The sequence below is a fragment of the Vicinamibacteria bacterium genome (assembly GCA_035620555.1).
In the GTDB taxonomy this organism is placed as follows: Bacteria; Acidobacteriota; Vicinamibacteria; order Marinacidobacterales; family SMYC01; genus DASPGQ01.
This window is the reverse complement of record DASPGQ010000695.1, coordinates 1-4,731: the sequence shown is the minus strand read 5'-3', so window position 1 is coordinate 4,731 and position 4,731 is coordinate 1. Positions and strand designations below refer to the sequence as shown.

Here is a 4,731-nt window from a genome sequence, read left to right as displayed (position 1 = left end):
AGCGCGGCGTCGATCTTCGTTTCCTCCTTCATCATCGATGACACGACGTCCGTACGTGTCGAATCGACCATGGCGAGCAGGAACCGAGCGTAATCTCGAGCGCTGGTGTGGAGACTCGCGGCGACGTTCGCCCGTTTCGGTCTCAACTTCGAGACCGGCTTCCCGCTCCGATCGTGACCTTTTGCCGAACTTTCCTCGTAGGAGACCTGCCAGACATAACTGCTATCGAGCATTCCGAGGGGCTTCAACACCGCGCGCTGAAGGAAGTCCTCGATCGAGACCCCTGTGATGCGCTCGATCGCGAGTCCCAGGTACTCGTAGCCCTCACCCGAGTAGCCGAAGCGCGAGCCTGGCTCGAACTCGATGCGGAGAGGCCCGGGTGAGTCCGTCCACCTCCCCGGCCTCCAGTTCGGCAATCCCGTCGAATGAGAGAGCACGAGCCGCGCCGTAATCCGCTCCAACCGCGGGTCGTCCTCGATGAAGGCGGTCTCGAGGTAACTCGTCAGCGGTGCGTCGAGATCGAGCTTTCCCTCCCGCGTGAGGAGTAGCGCTCCGTAAGCGAAGACGGGCTTGCTGAGGGAAGCGGCTTCGAAAATCGTCTCGGGCGCGACCGGAGCGCTCTTCTCGTCCTTCACGCCGTAGCCGGCGGCAAAGGCGATCTCTCCGTTTCGGACGACGGCCAGCGAAAGACCCGGGACCGAGGAGGCGCTTAGAATGCCCGGAATCCATCGGTCGATCTCGGACGCCGAGACATCCTTCCCCTCCGCGGCCGATTCAATCGATGAGAGCAGAACCAGCCACGAGGCCAGCACCGCGCGCGCGATCATTAATAATGTCAATCGGTAGGGGCTCCCTCGAGCAGAGGCTCAAGGGGCTCCTCGCGCGGGCCGTTCTCGTCGCAGACGGCGAAAATCGTCTCTTCCGCCCGGTACATCGTCGCGCCGGCGTATTCCCCTTTCGCGTTCAAGGCGAAGAAGCGGATGTTGAAATTCGGGAGTCCGCGGCCGTTCAGAAGCCTCTTCTCGACCGTGTTCGCCTGGATCCGCTTCAATCCCTCGAGCGTGGCGTCCTTGGGATGAGCTCCCCGCCGCATGTTCTCCACGATGAGGAAGGAGGTGAGGTTGTAGAGATTCGCTTCCCCGCGCCCCGTCGATCCGCAAGCTCCGACGTCGTTGTCCACGTAGATCCCAGCACCCAGAATGGGCGAGTCGCCCGTACGGCCCGGAATCTTGAAGCTCAGCCCGCTCGTGCTGGTCACACCCGCGATCTCTCCCCGCGAGTTGATCGCATTGCAGTGAATCGTTCCCCACATATGGCTCTCCTCCAGGAGCCCTTCGCGCAGCATCTGGAGCGCAGCCTCATAGCCCCGGATGGCCCGCTTCTCCGGGTCGAGATAATGCTCGGGGTCGATCCGCTGCTTCCACTCGAGCCAGCGCTTTCGGGACGCGTCGGTGGTGATGTCGTCTTCGATCTCGAATCCGAGGTTTCTCGCGAAGTCCTGGGCGCCCTTCCCGACGAGAAGATGATGATCGGTGAAATCCATCACCGCCTTCGCCACCAGGGAAGGCGTGCGAACACCCTCGATGGCGGCCACCCCGCCCGCCCGTTTTCTCGGACCATGCATGCACGAGGCATCGAGCTGAACCACTCCTTCCGCGTTGGGGACGGCGCCGTAACCCACGCCTGGCTCCTCCGGATCGTTCTCCACGATGTTGACCCCGGCAATGAGGGCGTCGAGGACGTCTTCCCCCCGAACGATCCGCTCGAACGCGGTCTCGACGCAGCTCTTCGCTCCGCCGTTCTTGTAGGCGATCCCGCTGCGATCGGAAATCACCACCGGTCGTAGGGTCTTCTGAGTGATGATCGCCGGCGCCGCGCCGAACGCTCGCGGGCCAGCCGCGACAGCCGCGAGACTGCCGGCGGCCGCGGATCGTACGAAATCACGCCGTCTCATGACTCCCATGTTCACCTCTCCTGGCTGGCCCCGTATCCTACAATGAACGTCTCGAGAGCTACGAACGCGCTCGTGTTCTATGCCCGGTCGGGTTCGAGCACGGCTTGAACCCACAGGAGGTTCTGAGAAGATGATGCAAGGTCTCTGGCAGGAGCTTCGCCTCTCGTTGCGCGGACTGGTGAGGCAGCCCGCGTTCGGTCTCGCCGCCGTTTCCGTGCTGTCGCTCGCCATCGGCGCGAACGCCACCCTGCTGGGAGTGGTGAAGGCGGTTCTCTTTCGGAGCCCCATCGAGCGGCCCGATGACGTCCTGGTGATGTGGGAGCAGGACCTCGAGCGAGATCGCCCTCTCGTCGAGGTCTCCTATTCGAACTTCGACGACCTTCGAGAAGAGAGCGCATCGTTCGAGGATCTGGCGGCCTTCTCCTCGGTGAACTGGAGGCACGTTCTGACCGGAGCCGGCGAGCCCGACGCCGTATCCTCCGCCGCCGTCTCCTCCAACTTCTTCGAGACGCTCTCCGTACGCCCCCATTTGGGGCGGACCTTTAGCGCCGAAGACGACGAGCCCGGAGCGGCCGAAGTGGTGGTGCTGAGCTTCGGATTCTGGCGAGAGCGCTTTGGAGGCGACCCCGACCTCGTCGGCCGGACAATCGATCTCGAAGGCGACACGAATGGTATCGAGCCGTTCACGGTCATCGGTGTCATGCCTCGCGAGCTCGACTTTCCTCGTGGCGCCGAGATCTGGACTCCCGTTCGAGGGCGGCTCGCGGGCGCGGCGCTCGCCCGTTCTTACGGGGTGGAGGAAGTGCTTCGTCGTTTGAACGTGCTCTTCCTCGTGGGACGTTTGGCCCCGGGCGTCGAACGCGCGCATGCGGAAGCCGAATCGAATGGGATCTTGCAGCGCCTCGCGGAAACCCACGGTTGGCCGGCCCGCACGATCGTGACGACGCGCTTTACCGACTACTACCTCGGCGGCAGCACTCGCAGATCGATCCTCGTCCTGTGGGGCTCGGTCGGGCTTCTCCTTCTCGTTGCCTGCTTCAATCTCGCGGGAATGTTGCTGGTCAGAGCCTCCGCGCGAGCTCGGGAGCTCGCGATCCGTCGCGCCCTCGGAGCGAGCCGGCCTCGGATCTTTCGTCAGGTTCTCCTCGACGGCCTCTGGATCGGCGCTGCTGGTGGGAGCCTGGGCGCGGCTCTCGCGACCCTCGTCCTCGCTCTCCTTCCCGCGGTGGCGCCCTTCGACGTGCCTGGGCTTGCGGAAGCGAGGCTCGACGGGCTCGCTCTCGTGTTGACCACGGGCATCGCTCTGGCCGTGGGATCGGCGAGCGCTCTTCTGGCGGCGTTTCGAGCGACCCCACGAACGACCAGCTCCCCTGCCCGGGTCGTCGGTGCCCCTGAGAGCCGTGCCCTTCACGGGAGTCTGGTCGTCCTCGAGGTCGCGGCCGCCCTGACTCTCATTCTCGGCGCAGGTCTGATGGCGCGCAGTCTGCGGAACCTGTACCAGACCGACCTGGGCTACGAGCCTGAAGGGGTTGTCACCTTCGAGGTTCCATTCGTGGAAAGCCGACGGCCAGCGAGACCGGAGCAGGACCGATTTCTCGACGAGCTCGTGGCTCATATCGCGAGCCTTCCCGGGGTCCAGTCGGCGGCGGCAGCCTATCTTCGCCCGCTCGAGACCGGCGCCGTGGGCATGGACTCCAGCTTCATCATCGAAGGACAGCCTGTCGAGCGAGAGACCGCGGAATCGAATCCACTCGTGAACTGGGAAGCGGTGACGCCGGGCTACTTCCGGACGATGGGTATTCGTCACCTCGAAGGGCGCGACTTCGAGGAATCGGACCGCGAGGGTGGGCTCCCGGTGGCCATCGTAGGAGAAAGCCTCGCTCGCAGGATGTCTCCAGCGGAGAGTGCGATGGGCAAACGCCTCTGGGCCGGGGAACGCGATGCCGATGGGGCACCAGTGTGGCGAACGGTCGTGGGCGTGGTGGAAGACGCCCGCTACCGTGGGCTCACGGACCCGAGACTCGATCTCTACCTGCCGTATCGTCAGACGGATACGGCCCTGACCGACATCGTCGTGCGTGCGAGCGGAGACTCGCTGCAGCTCGCGGCTTCGCTACGCGCCGCGGTCGCTGCCATCGACCCTCTTCAACCGGTGGACAGCATCATCACCCTGCGAGCGCTCGTCGATCGGGCGGCCGCTCCCTGGCGATTCACGGCCTCCCTGCTCGGAGCTTTCGCCGTGATTGCACTCGTCCTCTCTCTCTCGGGACTGTTCTCCGTCCTCGCTTACTCCGTCAGCCGCCGGACCAAGGAGATCGGAGTGCGCGTCGCGCTCGGAGCGACGGCGGGTCAAGTTCGGAGCCTCATCCTCCGGCAAGGGCTCGCCGTCGTGGCGATGGGACTCGTTCTCGGCGTCCTCCTCGGTCTGGGATTCGCACGCTCCCTCTCGGACCTCCTTCACGACGTCGACCCGTTCGACCTGGAAACCTACGCCCTGCTCTCGGTCCTCGTCGCCGGGGCCGCCCTCGCGGCGAGCCTCGTTCCCGCTTCACGGGCCGCCCGAGTAGACCCGATGGAGGCTCTGCGACACGAGTAAGTCGTGCGTTGACCGCGAAGCGGCAGGTTACGGGTGGAAGATAATTGTCATCTGAAGTCGAGGTAATGGTCCGCCACGATCTTGCCCACCTGGGCCACCGCCTCGTTGAGCGCGGACGCGGTCCCCCGGTGGTGGCCGGTGAACACGACGACCACGACGGGCTCGTCGTCGAACCATAGGA

3 protein-coding genes are annotated in these 4,731 nt (G+C 64.8%); 1 reads left to right on the top strand and 2 read right to left on the bottom strand.

The features are described from left to right. Together VEK15_28080 and VEK15_28075 are read right to left on the bottom strand one after the other, a co-directional pair. On the bottom strand, positions 1 to 827 hold an 827-nt coding region (locus tag VEK15_28080), incomplete at its 3' end, for a serine hydrolase domain-containing protein (GenBank protein ID HXV64589.1). 8 nt (positions 828 to 835) lie between these two features. Next, positions 836 to 1,963, bottom strand: coding sequence for a N(4)-(beta-N-acetylglucosaminyl)-L-asparaginase (locus tag VEK15_28075; protein HXV64588.1), 1,128 nt, complete (start codon positions 1,961 to 1,963; stop codon positions 836 to 838). Positions 1,964 to 2,084: 121 nt separating this feature from the next. Between VEK15_28075 and VEK15_28070 the strand changes: the two genes are divergently transcribed. Further along, positions 2,085 to 4,550, top strand: a complete 2,466-nt coding sequence (locus VEK15_28070) for an ABC transporter permease (GenBank protein HXV64587.1) — start codon at positions 2,085 to 2,087, stop codon at positions 4,548 to 4,550. Positions 4,551 to 4,731: the final 181 nt, after the last annotated feature.